14 protein-coding genes are annotated in these 18,269 nt (G+C 32.2%); 10 read left to right on the forward strand and 4 right to left on the reverse strand.

From position 1 onward, the window contains the following. Positions 1–102: 102 nt before the first annotated feature. Complete coding sequence (porX, locus tag MUN68_RS06370) at positions 103–1,656, reverse strand: T9SS response regulator signal transducer PorX (RefSeq protein WP_249994080.1); 1,554 nt, start codon at positions 1,654–1,656, stop codon at positions 103–105. A 35-nt stretch (positions 1,657–1,691) separates the two neighbouring features. On the opposite strand from porX, the gene MUN68_RS06375 reads away from it, so the two are divergent. The 10 genes from MUN68_RS06375 to MUN68_RS06420 all read left to right on the forward strand — a co-directional run bounded on the left by MUN68_RS06375 (position 1,692) and on the right by MUN68_RS06420 (position 15,868). After that, entirely contained in the window at positions 1,692–2,915 is a 1,224-nt protein-coding gene (locus MUN68_RS06375; RefSeq protein WP_249994082.1) for an HD domain-containing protein, read from the forward strand. A 161-nt stretch (positions 2,916–3,076) separates the two neighbouring features. Continuing rightward, positions 3,077–4,105 carry a UDP-3-O-(3-hydroxymyristoyl)glucosamine N-acyltransferase gene (gene lpxD, locus MUN68_RS06380; protein ID WP_249994084.1) on the forward strand — a complete coding sequence of 343 codons (1,029 nt, stop codon included), beginning with the start codon at positions 3,077–3,079 and terminating at the stop codon, positions 4,103–4,105. Continuing rightward, positions 4,092–5,498 (forward strand): bifunctional UDP-3-O-[3-hydroxymyristoyl] N-acetylglucosamine deacetylase/3-hydroxyacyl-ACP dehydratase, encoded by a 1,407-nt coding sequence (locus MUN68_RS06385; RefSeq protein WP_249994086.1) that lies wholly within the window; start codon positions 4,092–4,094, stop codon positions 5,496–5,498. The genes lpxD and MUN68_RS06385 overlap by 14 nt, the downstream gene beginning before the upstream one ends. Positions 5,499–5,588: 90 nt before the next feature. Beyond that, positions 5,589–6,374 (forward strand): acyl-ACP--UDP-N-acetylglucosamine O-acyltransferase, encoded by a 786-nt coding sequence (gene lpxA, locus MUN68_RS06390; protein WP_249994088.1) that lies wholly within the window; start codon positions 5,589–5,591, stop codon positions 6,372–6,374. 150 nt (positions 6,375–6,524) lie between these two features. Continuing rightward, positions 6,525–7,091, forward strand: a complete 567-nt coding sequence (gene efp, locus MUN68_RS06395) for an elongation factor P (RefSeq protein WP_249994090.1) — start codon at positions 6,525–6,527, stop codon at positions 7,089–7,091. Further along, on the forward strand, positions 7,091–8,029 hold the full coding sequence (locus MUN68_RS06400) for a UDP-3-O-(3-hydroxymyristoyl)glucosamine N-acyltransferase (RefSeq protein WP_249994092.1): 939 nt from the start codon (positions 7,091–7,093) through the stop codon (positions 8,027–8,029). Before efp ends, MUN68_RS06400 begins: the two co-directional genes overlap by 1 nt. Then, positions 8,026–8,430, forward strand: coding sequence for a nuclear transport factor 2 family protein (locus MUN68_RS06405; protein ID WP_249994094.1), 405 nt, complete (start codon positions 8,026–8,028; stop codon positions 8,428–8,430). Before MUN68_RS06400 ends, MUN68_RS06405 begins: the two co-directional genes overlap by 4 nt. Positions 8,431–8,512: 82 nt before the next feature. Then, entirely contained in the window at positions 8,513–9,385 is an 873-nt protein-coding gene (gene sucD, locus MUN68_RS06410; protein WP_249994095.1) for a succinate--CoA ligase subunit alpha, read from the forward strand. A 104-nt stretch (positions 9,386–9,489) separates the two neighbouring features. Then, on the forward strand, positions 9,490–12,462 hold the full coding sequence (locus tag MUN68_RS06415) for a M16 family metallopeptidase (RefSeq protein WP_249994097.1): 2,973 nt from the start codon (positions 9,490–9,492) through the stop codon (positions 12,460–12,462). 133 nt (positions 12,463–12,595) lie between these two features. Further along, positions 12,596–15,868 carry a WD40/YVTN/BNR-like repeat-containing protein gene (locus tag MUN68_RS06420; protein ID WP_249994099.1) on the forward strand — a complete coding sequence of 1,091 codons (3,273 nt, stop codon included), beginning with the start codon at positions 12,596–12,598 and terminating at the stop codon, positions 15,866–15,868. A 94-nt stretch (positions 15,869–15,962) separates the two neighbouring features. Here the strand turns inward: MUN68_RS06420 and MUN68_RS06425 are convergent, their stop codons facing one another. The 3 genes from MUN68_RS06425 to MUN68_RS06435 form a co-directional block, all read right to left on the reverse strand. Further along, entirely contained in the window at positions 15,963–16,553 is a 591-nt protein-coding gene (locus MUN68_RS06425; protein WP_249994101.1) for a hypothetical protein, read from the reverse strand. Positions 16,554–16,561: 8 nt separating this feature from the next. After that, complete coding sequence (locus MUN68_RS06430; protein ID WP_249994103.1) at positions 16,562–17,125, reverse strand: YceI family protein; 564 nt, start codon at positions 17,123–17,125, stop codon at positions 16,562–16,564. 123 nt (positions 17,126–17,248) lie between these two features. Then, positions 17,249–18,250, reverse strand: a complete 1,002-nt coding sequence (locus tag MUN68_RS06435) for a PorP/SprF family type IX secretion system membrane protein (protein ID WP_249994105.1) — start codon at positions 18,248–18,250, stop codon at positions 17,249–17,251. Between the last annotated feature and the right edge of the window lie 19 nt (positions 18,251–18,269).

Genomic DNA, 18,269 nt, shown 5'->3' on the forward strand with positions numbered 1-18,269 from the left:
TATGGTTTAAGTAAATTTATATTGGCAATAATACGTATAAATATTGAAAAAAACTAGAAAAAAGTGTATTTCAACGGATTTATTTGCATTACGTGGATTTTTTTACTTTGGATTCATCACCACAAAAGGGATGATCATTTCTTCTAAAGAAACACCTCCATGTTGGTAGGTATTTCTATAATAACTTACATAATGATTGTAGTTATTTGGATAAGCCAAAAAGTGATCGCTTTTTGCAAAAATGAAAGAACTACTCATCGTAATGCTAGGTAAACCAATGCTTTTAGGATCTTGTTCTGCTAAAACTTCCTTATCTTCATAAGTTAAACTTCGTCCTGTTTTGTAACGTAAATTTAAACTTGTATCACGATCACCAATAACTTTTGAAGGGTTCTTTACGTTAATCGTGCCATGATCTGTTGTTAAGATTAATTTGAATCCGAGTTGTTGTGCTTGCTGAATCATTTCAAGTAATGGGGAGTTTTTAAACCAACTCACTGTTAATGAACGATATGCTTTGTCATTAGATGCTAATTCTTTAACAACGTCCATTTCAGTTTTAGAGTGTGATAACATATCTACAAAATTGTAAACAATTACAGAAAGATCATTGTCTTTTAGGCTTTTAAAGTTTTCTACTAGTTTTTTTCCAGCTTTAAGATTTGTGATTTTATGATAAGAAGTTTTTAAATTCTGAAGCCCTAAACGTTTTAATTGCCCTTGTAAAAAATCATTTTCATAAAGGTTTTTCCCTCCTTCATCTGTATCATTTTTCCAAAGTTTTGGGTGTAGACGTTCCATATCACTTGGCATTAATCCTGAGAAAATGGCATTTCTTGCGTATTGAGTTGCAGTTGGTAAAATGCTGTAAAAAGGAGCTTCAGAAGTTTTCTTATAATAATTGTTCACTATTGGCTCGAAAGCTTTCCATTGGTCATATCGCAAATTATCAATCACAACTAGAAGTGTTGGTTGGTTATCACTTAATTCTGGTACAACTTTATCTTTAAATAAGGTGTGAGATAAAGTTGGAGCATCATTTTTGTGATCAAACCAATCTTTATAGTTCTTTTCGATGAACTTTCCGAATTGATGATTGGCTTCATTTTTCTGAGATTCTAGAATTTCAGTCATACCAACATCCTCAATGTCTTCTAATCTTAATTCCCAGTACACCAGTTTCTGGTATAAATCACTCCATTCTTCATATGAATTCACCATAGACAAATCCATAGCAATTTTTCTAAACTCTTGCTGATAATTAGAAGTTGTCTTTTCTGAAACGAGTCTTGAGTGATCTAAATTCTTTTTTAAACTCAATAAAATTTGGTTCGGATTTACAGGTTTTATAAGGTAATCGGCAATTTTATTACCAATAGCTTCTTCCATAATATATTCTTCCTCACTTTTTGTAATCATAACAACAGGAAGATTTGCACGCTTTTCTTTAATTTCATTTAGGGTTTCTAACCCTGTTAAACCTGGCATGTTTTCATCTAAAAACACAATATCAAAATTGGTGTCATCTATAATTTCAAGAGCTTCAGTGCCACTCTGACAAGTCGTGACGTTATATTGTTTTTGTTCTAGGAAAAGAATATGAGGTTTTAAAAGATCGATTTCATCGTCAACCCAAAGAATATTTATAGTGTTCATGTATATTTGTTTAATATTAATGTAAACTTTAATGTTTGATGGCAAGTAACAAACTTAAAATCTTTAACGACCCAATTTACGGATTTATTACAATTCCCAGTTCTCAAATTTTCGATTTAATTGAGCATAAATACTTTCAGAGGCTACGTCGAATTACTCAAATGGGTTTGTCATATTTAGTGTATCCTGGTGCTAATCATACACGTTTTCATCACGCTATAGGTTGTATGCATTTAATGCAAAAAGCTATTAATGTGCTTCGTTTTAAGGGAGTTACGGTTTCTAATGAAGAGGAACAAGCTTTGTATTCTGCCATTTTATTACACGACATTGGTCATGGGCCTTTTTCTCATGCCATGGAACATAGTATCGTAAATGGTGTTTCTCATGAAGAGATTTCATTGTTATTTATGGAAAAACTCAATAAAGAATTTAACGGAAGTTTAACGCTTGCGATTAAAATTTTTAAAGGTGATTATGAACGACCATTTTTATGTGAGTTAATTTCTAGTCAGTTAGATATGGATCGTGCAGATTATTTAAAACGCGATAGTTTTTATACTGGAGTTGCTGAAGGTAATGTAAATAGTGAACGTTTAATTACTATGCTTAATGTAGAAAACGATAGGTTAGTGGTTGAAGAAAAAGGAATTTACAGTGTTGAAAAATTTCTAGTGGCTAGACGTTTTATGTATTGGCAAGTGTATCTTCATAAAACAGGTTTAGTTGCTGAGCAATTATTAACACGGGTTTTAAAACGTGCAAAAGAACTATCTAATTTAGGAATTGTGCTTCCTTCAAGTAACGCATTGCATTATTTTTTAAACAATGAAGTGTCTTTAGAAAACTTTGATGATGAAACTTTAGAAACCTTTTCAAAGCTTGATGATACAGATATTATTGCAGCAATGAAAGATTGGCAATATCATGATGATTTTGTACTCAGTCATTTATGTGAAATGATAATTAATAGAAACCTCTTAAAAATCAAACTAAAAAATAAGCCAATAAAGCCAAAACTTTTAGAGAATCATCTTCAAGAATTAATTGAAAAGTATAATATTACTGAAGAAGAAGCACAATATTTTGTGTTTATCGATAGCATTTCAAATCAGGCGTATCAATCTAAACTACAAACCATTAAGATTCTTCAAAAATCTGGAAAGGTCGTAGATATTGCCAAAGCTTCTGATCAGTTTAATATAAAAGCACTGTCGAAGCCTGTCACTAAGTACTATATCTGTTATCCAAAGGCTTAATTTTTCTGATTAGAACATTCTAAAACAGCCTTTTTTTATGAATTGTAATAGCTACAGAAATTAATGTTAATAACAATTTTAGGATTCCTTTTTCTATCGATATAATAAACAACTCAAATTCTAATATAAATATGTGATACATTTTTTCTATTTTTGCGAGAATGAAGTTTACAGCACAACAAATAGCTGGAATCTTAGAAGGCGACATTGAAGGTAATCCTGATATTGAAGTTTCTAAGCTTTCTAAGATAGAAGAAGGTATTAAAGGCTCTTTAACCTTTCTTGCCAATCCTAAGTACACATCATACATTTATTCTACTAAAGCTTCTATTACAATTGTTAATAAAACATTTAAGCCTGAACATGATATTAGTACTACATTAATAAAAGTTGAAGATGCTTATAAATCATTTTCTAAACTTTTAGAATACTATAATCAAGTTAAACTTAATAAGCAAGGTATAGAACAACCATCGTTTATATCAGAATCTGCTACTTTGGGAACTGATGTTTATGTTGGAGCCTTTACGTATTTAGGCGATAACGTTCGAATAGGGAATAATGTAAAAATTTTCCCGAATACTTATATAGGTGATAATGTGACAATTGGTAATGATACTATTGTTTTTTCAGGAGCAAAAATATATTCTGAATCAATTATTGGAAATAATTGTGTTATTAATTCTGGAGCAATTATTGGAGCAGATGGTTTTGGTTTTGTGCCAGATGAAAATGGAGAGTATAGCAAAGTTCCTCAAATTGGGAATGTGATTATAGAAGATTATGTAGATATTGGAGCAGCAACTACAATAGATAGAGCAACATTAGGCTCGACAATTATAAGAAAAGGTGTTAAACTAGATAACCAAATTCAAATAGCACATAATGTTGAAATAGGTAAAAACACGGTTATTGCTGCACAAACTGGTATTGCAGGTTCTTCAAAAATTGGTGAGAATTGCCAAATAGGAGGTCAAGTAGGAATTGCTGGTCATATTACTATTGGAAATAATGTTAAAGTTCAAGCTCAATCTGGTATTGGACGTCATGTAAAGGACAATGAAGTTCTTCAAGGTTCACCATCATTCAATTATGGAGATTGGAATAAATCTTATGTGTATTTTAAAAACTTACCTAAGATTGTTAAAACAATAAATGATTTAGAAAAGAAAGTAGATGCCAATAATTAAAACAGACGTCAAACAAAGGACAATAGAAAAAGAAATCTCTCTCAGTGGAGTTGGATTACATACTGGTAAAGATGTAATGCTTACGTTTTGTCCTGCACCAGCAAATAATGGATTTTCTTTTAAGAGAATTGATCTCGAAGGATCTCCAGTTATTGAAGCTGATGCCAATTATGTAACCAATACGCAACGTGGAACATGCTTAGAAAAAAATGGTGTAACTATTCAAACTTCAGAACATGTATTAGCAGCATTAGTCGGTTTAGATATTGATAATGCAATTATTGAGCTTAATGCATCAGAGCCTCCAATTATGGATGGTTCTTCAAAGTTTTTTGTTGAAGCCATTGAAAAAGCTGGTATTACTGAACAAGATGACTTTAGAGAAGAATACGTCGTATCAGATGTTATATCATATTCTGATGAAGAATCAGGTAGCGAAATTATTGTCATGCCTGCTAAAGAATACCAAATTACTGCAATGGTCGATTTTGGAACTAAAGTTTTAGGAACCCAAAATGCAACTCTAAATCATATTTCAGATTTTAAGAAAAATATTTCAGATTCTAGAACATTTAGTTTCTTACATGAGCTGGAAACCTTATTAGAAAACGGGTTAATTAAAGGAGGTGATCTTAATAATGCAATTGTTTATGTAGATAAGGAATTGTCTACTGAAACTATGGAAAAACTGAAAATAGCATTCAAAAAAGATTCGATTGCTATTAAACCTAATGGGATTTTAGATAATCTGACACTTCACCATCCAAACGAAGCAGCAAGACACAAGTTATTAGATGTCGTTGGAGATCTCGCTTTAGTTGGTACAAGAATTAAAGGAAAAGTTATTGCAAACAAACCAGGACATTTTATAAATACACAGTTTGCTAAGAAAATTTCTAAAATAATTAAGAACGAACGTCGTAATAATGTTCCTCAAATTGATTTGAATCAAGAGCCATTAATGGATATTATTCAAATCATGGACATGTTGCCACATAGACAACCATTTTTGCTGCTTGATAAAGTTTTTGAGCTTTCAGATTCTCACGTGATTGGAATGAAGAATGTGACCATGAACGAAGAATTCTTTAAAGGCCATTTTCCGGGAGCTCCTGTAATGCCTGGAGTTCTTATTGTTGAAGCGATGGCTCAAACAGGAGGTATTTTGGTACTAAGTACAGTTCCAGATCCAGAGAATTATCTAACGTTCTTTATGAAAATTGATAAAGTTAAATTCAAACAAAAAGTTGTTCCTGGTGATACACTTATATTTAAATGTGATTTAATAACACCTATAAGAAGAGGTATTTGTCATATGCAAGGATACGCTTATGCCAATGGGAAACTATGTGCTGAAGCAGAATTAATGGCACAAATTTCAAAAGTTAAATAAAATAAACTGAACGTAATTAAATCATAAAAAGAAAAATTAATACTCAAAGCAACCCCTTTTTTTAGCTTTATTTAAAATAATATTATAAAAATGAACCAACCTTTAGCATACGTACATCCTGGAGCAAAAATAGCTAAGAATGTAGTCATCGAGCCTTTTACAACTATATATAGTAATGTTACTATCGGTGAAGGTACATGGATTGGAAGTAATGTTACCATTATGGAAGGTGCACGCATTGGGAAAAATTGTAATATATTTCCTGGTTCGGTTATTTCGGCAGTTCCTCAGGATTTAAAATATAATGATGAAGACACATTAACGATTATAGGTAACAATGTGACCATTAGAGAATGTGTAACCATTAACAGAGGAACTACTGATAGAATGAAAACTGTTATTGGAGATAATTGTTTAATTATGGCATATTGCCATGTTGCACATGATTGTATCGTTGGTAACAATTGTATCTTTTCTAATAATAGTACACTAGCTGGTCATATAAATGTTGGAGACTTTGTTGTCTTAGCAGGTATGACAGCTGTTCATCAGTTTTGTTCTATCGGTAATCACGCATTTGTAACTGGAGGTTCTTTGGTAAGAAAAGATGTTCCTCCTTTTGTTAAAGCTGGTCGTGAACCATTATCATATGTAGGAATTAATTCTGTTGGATTGCGTCGTCGTGGTTTTTCTACTGAAAAAATTAGAGAGATTCAAGATATTTATAGAATGCTCTATCAAAAAAATTATAATAATACCCAAGCTTCAGATTTAATTGAAGCAGAAATGGAAGCCACAACTGAACGTGATGAAATTCTTCAATTTATCAAGAATTCTCATCGTGGAATCATGAAAGGGTATTTTAAATCAAATTAATTTAAAACTTTATATAAAAGCAGTAAAATGCTTATGTGTAAGTAGATATAAAAAAAATAATAGATAAGTTTGGTTTTGAGTTGTGACTATCATTTGAAATTTGAACAAACATCTCAATAATTAACAAATCAACAACAAAACAATAAAAGAATGGCAAGTACTTCAGATATAAGAAACGGATTGTGTATAAAATATAACAATGATATCTATAAAATCATTGAATTTCTTCACGTTAAACCAGGTAAAGGACCAGCTTTTGTAAGAACAAAAATGAAAAGTGTTACTACTGGAAAAGTGTTGGATAATACATTTTCAGCAGGACATAAAATTGAAGATGTTCGTGTTGAAACTCATAAATTTCAATACTTATATAATGATGGTGAATTCTATCATTTTATGAATGAAGTTGATTATACTCAAATTCGATTGTTAGAAGCTGCATTAGATCGATCAGATTTAATGAAGGAAGGAGAAATAGTAACGATACTTATTAATACAGAGGATAATATGCCACTTTCGGTTGATATGCCTGCAACGGTAATTTTAGAAGTTACAGCAACCGAACCTGGTGTTAAAGGAAATACTGCTACTAATGCAACGAAACCTGCAACAGTAGAAACAGGTGCTGAAGTTAATGTGCCTTTATTTATTAACGAAGGTGACAAGATTAAAGTAGAAACTGAGAAAGGAACGTATAAAGAACGTATCAAGGAGTAATGAAGTTTCCTAAACCATATTCACTCAAAGATATTGCAGCTATTATTTCTACAGACTATGTAGGAGCAGATGATTTTCCTGTTAATGGAATGAATGAAATTCACGTCGTAGAATCTGGAGATATCGTTTTTGTAGATCATCCTAAATACTACGACAAGGCTTTAGAATCTGCAGCTACAATTGTCTTAATTAACAAACAAGTTAAATGTCCTGAAGGAAAAGCATTGCTTATTAGTGATGATCCTTTTAGAGATTTTAATAAACTTACTCAATACTTTAAACCATTTCAGCCTACTACAGCAACTATTTCTCCATTAGCAAAAATCGGAGTGAATACTGTTATTCAACCAAATGCGTTTGTTGGTAATAATGTGGAAATTGGTGATAATTGCATCATACATGCTAATGTTAGTATTTATGACGATACAATTATTGGTAATAATGTAACTATTCATTCAGGAACTGTTCTAGGCGCTAATGGATTTTACTATAAAAAACGCCCAGATGGATATGATCAATTATTGTCAGGTGGACGTGTGGTTATTGGAGACCATGTAGATATTGGAGCGTGTTGTACAATTGATAAAGGAGTTACTGGAGATACAACAATTGGTGATGGTTCTAAGTTAGATAACCAAATTCAAGTTGGTCATGATACGATTATTGGAAAAAAATGTTTGATAGCATCGCAAACCGGAATAGCTGGTTGTGTCGTTATTGAGGATGAAGTTACAATTTGGGGACAAGTTGGTACAGCTAGTGGAATTACCATTGGAGCTAAAGCTGTGGTTCAAGCGCAAGCTGGTGTTACTAAGTCTATTGAAGGAGGTAAAGCATATTGGGGAACTCCAATACTGGAAGCAAGACAAGAATTAAAACGATTAGCTTCAATTAAGCAAATTCCAAGAATTTTAGAAGAATTAAAAAAATTAAAATGAGTCCAAAAGACCTAATTAAAAATTTTTATCAGTTAGATTTAGCAAAAGATAACAATATCATGGATTTCTTCCATGAAGATTGTGAATTAAAATGGAATAGTAGTAAAGGTTATACACAACTTGATTATCAAGGAATCAAAGAGATGCTAGAAGGCGTAAGAAAATCATATCATTCTTTTAAATTTAGAGTGAGTCACCTTTTAGAAGATGAAAATATCATAACGACCAGATATACAATATATGCAACAGTTATTGAACGTCCTGAAAAAGAAGATGCTTTAGCACATTTTATTACAATTTGGGAAGTTAAAGATGGTAAAATGCATACAGGTTTTGAAATAAGTCAACTAGCAGATGTCAGTCCTGAGAGTTTAAATTCTTATGCTGAAATAAAAGTTTAAAAAAATTTAAAAATCAGTATCAAAAACTTACTTTTGCTAAACGAATTAGTAATTTAAAATTCAATTAAAAAATCAAACACAAATGAGCGTTTTAGTTAATAAAGATTCAAAAATAATAGTTCAAGGTTTTACTGGAAGTGAAGGTACTTTTCATGCTGGTCAAATGATTGATTATGGAACCAATGTTGTTGGTGGTGTTACTCCAGGAAAAGGAGGTCAAACACATCTAAATAAACCTGTTTTTAATACAGTACAAGAAGCTGTTGATAAAGTAGGAGCTGATACTACTATTATTTTTGTTCCACCAGCATTCGCAGCTGATGCAATTATGGAGGCTGCTGAAGCAGGAATTAAAGTAATCATTACTATTACTGAAGGTATTCCAGTTGCAGACATGATTAAGGCTTCAGACTACATAAAAGGTAGAGATTGTCGCTTAATTGGTCCTAATTGTCCAGGTGTTATCACACCAGGAGAAGCAAAAGTAGGTATCATGCCAGGCTTCGTCTTTAAAAAAGGAAAAGTTGGTGTTGTGTCTAAGTCAGGAACTTTAACTTATGAAGCTGCTGATCAAGTTGTTAAACAAGGTTTAGGAATTACAACAGCTATAGGTATTGGTGGTGACCCTATCATTGGAACTACGACTAAAGAAGCTGTTGAATTATTAATTAATGATCCAGAAACCGAATGTGTTGTCATGATTGGTGAGATTGGTGGTCAATTAGAAGCTGATGCTGCTAAATGGTATCAAAATAGTGGAAGTAAAAAACCAATAGTTGGATTTATTGCTGGTGAAACTGCACCTGCTGGTCGTACAATGGGTCATGCTGGAGCAATTGTTGGAGGTAGTGATGATACAGCTCAAGCTAAAAAAGCAATTATGAGAGAATGTGGAATCCACGTTGTTGATTCACCTGCAGAAATTGGAAAAAAAGTAGCAGAAGTTATTAGTTAACCTACTGTTAAAATATATATAAAAACATCACGTTATCATTCCGTTAGCTTTAACTTAGCTAACGGAATTTTTTATTTAAACTAATCTAACATTATCACAATCAAATGAAGTACATCAAATTAGTTACTTTGATTGCATTTGTAGCATTTGCTTACAGTTGTAAAACAGAGAACAGTAACAAAGATTTGGCTTATGCTGTCGAATCTCAAAAAGATGCTAGTGGTTTTTCTTATGAAACTGTAGCGAACGATCCAACAGGTTTACGTTTATATACATTAGACAATGGTCTTAAAGTCTATTTAAGCAAGAATAGTGATGAACCAAAAATACAAACGTATATAGCTGTAAGAGCTGGTTCAAATTATGATCCAAAAGAGTCTACAGGTTTAGCACACTATCTAGAACATATGGTGTTTAAAGGAACAAGTAAAGTTGGAACGATAGACTGGGAAAAGGAAAAAGAATATCTTGATCAAATTTCAGATTTATATGAAGAGCATAGAGCAGAAGCTGATCCTGCTAAAAAGTTAGAGATTTATAAAAAAATTGATGAGGTTTCTCTTGAAGCTTCCAATTACAGCGTTGCTAACGAATACGATAAAATGACAAGTTCTCTTGGAGCTACAGGTACGAATGCACATACTTGGTTTGAAGAGACAATTTATAAAAATAAAATACCTGCAAACGAACTCGATAAATGGTTAGCTTTAGAGAGTGAGCGTTTTGGAGAATTAGTATTGCGTTTATTCCATACAGAATTAGAAGCTGTTTTTGAAGAGTTCAATAGAGGTCAAGATAGTGATGGTAGAAAGCGTTATGCTGCAATGTTAAAAGGACTTTTTCCTAATCATCCTTACGGACAACAATCTACAATTGGTGTTGCTGAGCATTTAAAAAATCCTTCTTTGGTAGACATCAATAACTATTTCAATAAGTATTATGTGCCAAATAATATGGCAATGGTTCTAGTTGGTGATTTAGATTTTGATACAACAATTAAAAAAGTGAATGATACTTTTGGAAAACTAGAAAAGAAAGAGGTTGTACATCCTACACTTCCTAAAGAAGAACCAATTACATCTCCAGTGGTAAATGAAGTATTTGGTCCAACTGCTGAGAGTGTATCTATTGCATTTAGATCTAAAGGTGTTAATACAGAAGAAGAAAAATTAATGACTGTTGCTGATATGATTTTGGCTAACGGAAATGCTGGTTTAATAGATTTAAATTTGAATCAAAAACAAGCTGTACAATATGCTGGTTGTTCTCCTACGTTTTTAAATGATTATGGATACCATTCATTTAGCGGTTCTCCAAAAGAAGGACAGTCACTTGATGAAGTTAAAGATTTATTATTAGAGCAAATAGAAAAGCTAAAGAAAGGTGAGTTTGAAGATTGGATGATTGATGCTGTTGTCAACGATTTAAAATTAAATCAAACGCAACAATATGAAAATAGTACTGCATTAGCATCGATGTATTATAACGCATTTATTCATCACGAAGATTGGACTAATAAAGTTAAATTTTTAGACGATTTGAAAAAAGTGACCAAGCAAGAGGTTATGGATTTCGCAAACAGATTCTATAAAGATAATTATGTGGTGACCTATAAACGTCAAGGTGAAGATGCGTCAATTGTAAAAGTAGCTAATCCTGGAATTACTCCAGTTAACGTGAATAGAGATAAAAGTTCTCAGTACATGAAAGATTTTAATAAACTGGAATCTGAACCTTTACAACCAAAATTTGTCGATTATAAGAAAGCAATCAAAGAAGCTAAAATGGATAATGGTATTAAGGTATCTTATATCGATAATGAATTGAACGATTTATTCGATATGAATATCATTTTTGATATGGGAAGTGATAATGATAAAAAGTTAGGACTTGCTGCTGGATATATGGAGTACTTAGGAACAGATAAATATTCTGCCGAAGAACTTAAAAAAGAATTCTACAAATTAGGTGTTAAATATTATGTGAGTGCAGGAGCAGAAACAACTTATGTTGGATTAAATGGTTTAAAAGAAAACCTTCCAAAAGGGTTGGAGTTGTTAGAGCATTTATGGAATAACGCAGTTCCTGACCAAGAGGCTTATGATAAATATGTTGAATCAATCACTAAAGGTAGAGTAGATGGTAAATCGCAAAAAGGAAATATTCTTTGGAATGGTCTAATGAACTATGGGAAGTATGGTGAAACCTCGCGTTTGAGAAATATCTTCCAAACAAAAGAACTTAATGCTATGAATCCTGAGGAGTTAGTAGACATTGTAAAAGGAATGAAAAACTTTGAGCAGCGTGTTTTTTACTACGGAAAAGATATCGATGCAGCTGTTGCAGCATTAAATACTAATCATAAAGTGGCTGAAGATTTGAAATCATATCCTGAAGCAATGGCTTATCTTGAAAAAGAAACTGGAGGAAATGTCTATTTTGTTGATTTTGATATGGTGCAATCTGAAATGTTATTCTTAGCAAAAGGTGATCCTTTCAAAGCTGAAAATATGGCTGCTTCTACATTATTTAATACCTACTTTGGTAGTGGATTGTCATCAATTGTTTTCCAGGAAATTAGAGAATCAAAATCATTAGCATACTCTGCTTTTTCTAGTTATAGTACTGCTAGTAAAAAGGAAGATAATAATTATGTGATGGCTTATATGGGAACACAGGCAAATAAAATGCCTCAAGCTGTTGAAGCAATGATGGAGCTTATGACAAACATGCCTGAGGCCGAAGAGCAATTTAAGGCTGCAAAAGAAGCTGCGCTTAAAAAGTTAGCTGCACAGCGTATCACTAAATCTAGTGTGTTTTGGAATTATGAACGTCTTAAGAAATTAGGTATTGATAATGACAACAGAGAAGAGATGTATGCTAAGATAAAAGATATGACTATGGATGATTTACGCGATTTCTTTAACGCTAATATTAGTGGAGAAAATTATAACGTAATGGTCATTGGGAATAAAGAAGATATCGACTTTGAAGCTTTGAAAAAATTAGGTAAAGTTCAAGAAATGGATATTGATTATCTATTTAATTACGATCAACCTGAAGAGGTTAAAATGTAATATAATACAAATTAATTTTATAAAAGGCAACTTCTAAATGAAGTTGCCTTTTTTGTTTGTTAACAGAAGCATTTTTCTTTAAAACCAAATTACTTTTATATCTTTAGGTTCTTATTAATAACTAATTTTTAAAATGAAAAAATCAACCTTTATTTTCCTTCTTTGTAGCTTATTTTGTTTGCAAATTGTAGTTGCTCAAAAATCAAAAAAAGAAGACAAACAACCTTTAGATGATATTAAAATTGACGGATTAAAATGGCGTAGTATTGGTCCATCACTAACCTCTGGACGTATATCTGACGTTGCTGTTAATCCAAATAATCCATTTGAATATTATGTAGCAGCTTCTGCTGGTGGTGTCTGGAAAACAGTTAATTCAGGTGTAACCTTTGAACCAATCTTCGATAACGAAGGTTCTTATTCAATTGGATGCATCACTATAGATCCTAATAATTCCAACGTCATTTGGGTAGGAACGGGTGAAAATAACAATCAGCGTTCTGTGTCTTTTGGTGATGGTGTTTATAAATCTTTAGATGGTGGTTCAACTTGGAAGCATATGGGTTTAAAAATGTCTGAACACGTTGGAAAAATTATTGTGCATCCAGACGATTCTAATATCGTTTTTGTTGCAGCTATTGGTCCATTATGGAGTAAAGGTGGAGATCGTGGTTTGTATAAAACAACTGATGGAGGTGAAACTTGGAAAGCCGTTTTAACTGTAGATGAACATACTGGAGTTAATGATGTCGTAATGGATTTAAATAATCCTGAAGTGTTGTATGCTTCAACGCTACAACGTAGACGTCATGTGTTTACTTATGTTGGTGGAGGACCAGGTTCTGGACTACATAAAAGTACAGATGGAGGAAAAACGTGGACTAAAAGTCAAGCAGGTTTACCAACTGTTGAATTAGGACGAATAGGATTATCTATTTCTCCTGCTGATCCGGAAATCATTTATGCTATTGTAGAAGCTGCCGATGGTAAAAGTGGATTTTATGCATCTACAAATCGAGGGGCAAGTTGGGAAAAAAGAAGCTCTCACGTCACTAGTGGTAATTATTATCAGGAAATAATTGCAGATCCTGTAGATCCAAATACGATTTACTCTATGGATACTTGGATGTCTGTTAGTCATGATGGTGGACGAACATTTAATGGTGTTGGAGAAGTATTTAAACACGTCGATAATCATTGTATGTGGATTGATCCTAATAATAATCAGCACTGGTTAGTAGGTTGTGATGGTGGTATGTACGAAACCTTTGATGCCGCAAAAACTTGGGATTTTAAAGAAAACATCCCTGTAACACAGTTCTATAAAGTGGCTGTAGATAATGATTATCCGTTTTATAATGTTTATGGAGGAACACAAGATAATTTTAGTATTGGTGGACCTTCAAGAGTGTTAACTAATCACGGAATTACAAATTTTGATTGGTTTATCACCAATGGAGGAGATGGTTTCGAATCACAAATAGATCCTGAAAATCCAAATATTGTTTATGCACAATCGCAATATGGCTACTTAGTGCGTTATGATAAATTAAGTGGAGAAATTGTTGGAATTCAACCTGCAGAACGTGAAGGAGAGGATGCGTATCGTTTCAATTGGGATTCGCCTTTGGCTGTTAGCAAGCATAAATCTGGTCGCTTATATTTTGCAGCGAATAAAGTATTCCGTTCTGATGATTATGGAAATAGTTGGACAGTTATTAGCGATGACTTATCACAACAAATTGATAGAAATACACTAAAAGTTTATGATCGTGTGCTTAGTATTGATGCTGTTGCTAAAAATGGTTCAACGTCTTTATATGGAAGTGTTGTAGCGTTATCTGAATCTCCAATTGATGAAAATTTATTAGCAGTTGGAACTGATGATGGTTTAGTCCATATTTCTGAAAATGGCGGAAATTCTTGGCGAAAAATTTCAAATATTCCTGGAGCACCAAATCAATCGTATGTAAATTCTGTGTATTTATCTAAGCATAATATAAATGTGATGTATGTTGCTTTTAACCATCATAAATATGGAGACTTTAAACCTTATATCTTTAAGTCTTCAGATAAAGGAGTAACATGGAAAGACATAAGTTCTAATTTGCCAAAAGGAAGTGTGTATTCGATTGAAGAAGATCATATAGATAAAAATTTAATTTTCTGCGGAACAGAATATGGTGCATTTTTCTCACCAAATCAAGGTCAACGTTGGAAAGAATTATCTGCTGGATTGCCAACAATCGCTGTAAGAGATATAGCAATTCAAGAGCGTGAAAACGATTTGGTTTTAGGAACATTTGGTAGAGGGTTTTATGTGCTTGATGATTATTCAGCATTGCGTTCTATCAAAAACAATAAACCTTCAGAAACTGCAATTTTATATCCTGTTCGTGAAGCATTAAGTTGGGAGCGAAGTTCTCCGCTAGGATTACCAGGAAAAGCTTTCCAAGGAGATAATTTTTATACGTCTGAAAACTTAGGGCCTGAAGCGATGTTTACTTACTACTATAATGACACTTTTAAATCATTAAAAGACAAACGTTCAGAAAAAGAAAAGAATCTTATTAAAGATAAAAAAGACACACCTTATCCTAATTATAGCCAATTAAAAGCGGAACGTGATCAAGAAGAGTCGCAGCTTCTATTTACAATTAAAAATGATGCTGGAACTGTTGTAAAAAAAGAATTTAAAACACCAAAAGAAGGTGTGCAACGTTTTCATTGGAATTTGAGATACACGCTCCCAAACCCAATAGATTTAAGCACATCTTCATTCTACAACCCTTGGGAAGCAGTAGATGAAGGAACACTTGTTGAACCAGGAAAATATACTGTTCAAATGGATTTGTTTGAAAATGGTACGATGTTATCTTTAGTAGCACCAAAGACATTTTATGTTAAGGCACTTAAAAACACGATTATGCCTGCAGAAGACAGAACAGCTAAAGTCGCTTTTCAAAAAAATGTCGCTCAACTAGAAGCTGATTATGCAGCAACGCAAACAATTATGAGTGAAACATATAATAAGTTACGTTATATAAAAACGGCCATTAAACGTTCAGAGCAGCCATATGAAACGTTAACAGCTTCAGTAATAGCGATAGAAGATAAGCTTCAAGCTATTAATGTTGCTCTATATGGTGATCCTGTAAAAAGAAGCTTAGATGTGAGTCAACCACAAACACCAGCAAATAGAATTGGTACAATTAGTTATGAGCAAAAGTACTCAACATCTGCACCTACAGAAACACACAAGAATAGTTTTGCAATAGCTAAAAGAGAAATAGGAGCAATTAAGACACGTGTTGAAACAATTTATAATGTTGACATTAAACAATTAGAAGCCAAACTAATTGCTTCTGGAGCAGGTTATACTCCAGGACGAGGATATAAGGATTAAATAGAATTATTAAAATTGATTTTATAAACAGCTACTAATATTTAGTGGCTGTTTTTTTTTCAAAATGTATTTACTAATAGACTATCTGATTATATTAATCACAAAAATTTGCTTTAAGTTTAACCTCATAAAAACGTTTCCAAATATCATGATTAAAATTTTGTGGTGATAATTGAAAGACAACAGTTGAGGATTTCTTATTCTCACAATGATTCACTTTTACTTTAACATTTAAAGTAATCATGTCTTCAATGTTGAAAGAATCGTAAACATGTATTTTTCCTATATAATCGATGTCTTGATCATTTTTATCAGTTTTGATAAATAGTACAGTCGTTTCAGGAACTTTATAACCCTTCTTTTTATTGACAGCTTCCATCAAGCCATCATAGTATAATTTGATGTTAGTTTCTAAGATTTCTACATTTTGTTTAATAGGATTTTTAATATGCCAAGCAAACGTATAGCACCAAAACTCATCATGAGATTTATCTCTCCATTTTTTTGCAAATCGAAGATCTTCATAGCCTTCATATTTGATGTCTGGAGCGAAACCAATTGGAAATTCAATAATCTCTTTTAGCCAGGTTGTATCAGATTCAAAAACGCCTAATGCCTTTTCTTCTTGTCCGAAAATTAGTGTCGAACTAATTAGGAATATGACAATAAATATACTTTTTTTCATGACTAAAGTTATAAACTTAATTTAACATCAAAACCAATAGCATCAGAAATGGCACTATCTTTTATATCGCTATTATAGCTAATTCCCCATTTCATTCTATCAATTTTAAATTTAGTAGTCATTTGTTTCTTAGCAAAATCAACTTCAGCTTGAAATGAAATCGGTTTCGTAATGCCTTTGATTGTTAGGTCAGCATAGATTTTCATGTGATTAGAATTATGATAATCAACATTTGTAATTACCATACTTGCCTTTGGGAATTTGGCTACATCAAAAAAATCTGGATCTTTCAAATGATTAACTAATCCTTCATTAGCTTCTTCATCTTCGATGTCTAAACATAGTATAGAGTTCATATTTATAATAAATTCTCCTCCAGTAATTGCGTCATCAGTTTTAATAAAATAACCTTCTTCAAAGTTCATATAACCTTCATGACCACCAAAATAAAATGTGTATTCTCCAAACCATTTGAGTTGGCTTTTTGAAGAATCGATGTTTAATTTTTCTTGAGAATTAAGAATTGAAAAAGTACTAAGTAAAAGTGCAATTGTGGTAAAAATAGTTTTCATATGTTCATTTTTTATGATTGAACAGTAAAACTATAAGTGAACCCTTTGGTAAGTGTCAAAAGAGTGTAAAAGAAATGTCAATGAATGTGAAAAAACTGAAAATTGTGTATTAAAAACTAGCAGTTATCTATTAGTTCCATTATATCTATGCTTTCTATAACTGGTACCTCTTGTACATGCACATTCACTAATACCTTGAAGTAAATCAATACCTATTGTAATCATGTGCGTACCTGAATTAAATCCTGAAAGGTCATTCATCGTCACTTGATATGCATAAGCAAAATAAAACCCGTTTTTCATAATTCCAGCCATTGGACCAACATTTAAAGGTTTCATAAATTGATCGTTAAGAAAACGATAAGAACCACCAACCCAATAATAATCTCCATCTCTATTAAACTTTCTATATTTAAAATTGACGTCAGTACTAGAACGGTTATCACTATCAAACATTTGGTAAAAAATGGAAGGTTCAAATTCTACACTATTATTCTTTTTTGGAGAAAAGATATAACCTGTATACGCTTGATAGTTTAATAATTTGCTTGGTTCAAGGCCAATAAAGTCATCAAGATCTTTGTTTAGGAAGTTATTCGCATTAAAACTGAAATAGAAATCTTTATATCGATATAAAAATCCAACATCAAAATTATTGTTAGAAATAGATCTGTCATCTGTAATACTTGGATCTACAATTGGTGTTCCATCACCATTGTCGAAATCTTCAATTTCAATTCTAAAACTATTGATGTTATATGAGATTCCGAAAGACAAAAATTGTTTTGATGTATAATCTAAAATAAGGTGATGCGCATAAGAGAATTTCACTCCCTTTTGGCGTGTGTTTCCGTTTCTATCATTGTAAGCTGAAATTCCAACACCAGAACGGCTGGCAATTCTAAAATCTGCATAAACCGATTGATTATCTGGTGCATTTTTTATGCCTACCCATTGTGTTAATCCGTTTGCTCTAATTTTTAAATTATCTCCAATTCCTGCATATGTAGGCGAAATAACAAAACTGTTATCAGCCAAGTATTGTGTCCAAACAGGTAAATTTAATTCTTGCCCATAACTTGAAGTAACGACCAAAAAAAGAATATATAGTGTAAGTTTTTTCATTTCTATAATTTTTATAATT

It is taken from the genome of Psychroserpens ponticola, assembly GCF_023556315.2.
In the GTDB taxonomy this organism is placed as follows: Bacteria; Bacteroidota; Bacteroidia; order Flavobacteriales; family Flavobacteriaceae; genus Psychroserpens; species Psychroserpens ponticola.